General features: G+C 52.6%; 2 protein-coding genes. Both read left to right on the forward strand.

Translation table 11 applies throughout. The features are described 5' to 3' along the window. Positions 1–148 precede the first annotated feature (148 nt). On the forward strand, positions 149–292 hold the full coding sequence (locus L888_RS14700) for a hypothetical protein (protein ID WP_169732677.1): 144 nt from the start codon (positions 149–151) through the stop codon (positions 290–292). Positions 293–309: 17 nt separating this feature from the next. After that, a complete protein-coding gene (locus L888_RS0111125; RefSeq protein WP_027952940.1) occupies positions 310–807 on the forward strand; it encodes a DUF6169 family protein in 498 nt (165 codons plus the stop codon). Positions 808–1217: the final 410 nt, after the last annotated feature.

Genomic DNA, 1217 nt, shown 5'->3' on the forward strand with positions numbered 1-1217 from the left:
GCTGGCGGCCGGCCCGGCCGCTCGGCCATCCCCCTCGCTCTTTGACATACTGACACACACGACGGAAACGAAAATCCAACGGCGCAGATTTGGAAGTATGATTGAAAGATAGTATCTTTGCCTACGGAATCATCAAAAGCAAAAATACATGGCATACGAAACTGTGAAATACCGCAATCGTGAGGAAGCAGCCGAGGCCCTGCGCAAGATGATGCAGCGCAAGCGCGAGTGGGTGGAGAAGACGGAGCGCGAGCTTGAGGAACTCGCCAAGTTAAGGACAACCAATGCCTAACTAAGGTCTGCACAACGATGAAAGCGCTCGACCTGAATCGCTTGAACGTGCGTACACCCTATTCCGTATGGCCCGTAGGCAAGCAGGCCTATGGTTTCAAGACGGCTTACGGTGTGCAATACCGCATCGGATTCATTGACGACCAGACCATTTGGCAGCACGGAGCCTATGAGTTCGGCATCGTGAACGAGAACGGGCGGCCATCGCCCAACGACCGCAAGTTGCGCGAAACGGTCTATGCCGTTGTCGAGGAGTTCTTCGAGAGCAATCCAGACATTCTGCTCTATCAGTGTGAGACGGGCGACAACCGCCAAGCCATGCGCGACCGCCTGTTCCTGCGCTGGTTCGAGGAATATGAGCATCGCGGCAAGTTCGTAATCAAAGTATCAAAGATAACGGCAGAGGGTGTGGACAACTATGCCGCTGTCATCGTCCAGCGGAACAATCCGCAGCTTGAGCAAATCATCCACGACTTTGAGCAGTTTGTAGGGTTCTTCCAGAGCAAGCCAGAGTAACGCAAGCCGACAATATCATTTTCTCTTCCGTCCCACGCCCTTGAATGGAGCGTGGGACGGTTGTTTTCCACCGTTTGCCAGGATTTTCGTTTTCCGTCGTGTGTGGTTCCTTCCCGAAGTGTTCACTCCTCCGACGATGTTGCGGACACACAGGGGCGTGTGTCCCTACGTTGTGCGGCGCATGGGGAATTGAAAGACAACGCCCAATCGCATAGGATTTGATGAAAGACAACGAACAACAACCGAAAACAACGCTGCGCCGCGGTATTGCTGTTGTTATGAGTTGTTATCCGTTGTCTTTGTCAACCCATAAAAAACGGGAAGTGAAGATTTCCCTCGGGAAATTTGTCCAAGACAACGGGAAGTGAACATTTCCCGCGGGAAATTCGTCCAAGACAACGGAAAGTGAA

Source organism: Hallella seregens ATCC 51272 (assembly GCF_000518545.1).
GTDB classification, from domain to species: Bacteria; Bacteroidota; Bacteroidia; order Bacteroidales; family Bacteroidaceae; genus Prevotella; species Prevotella seregens.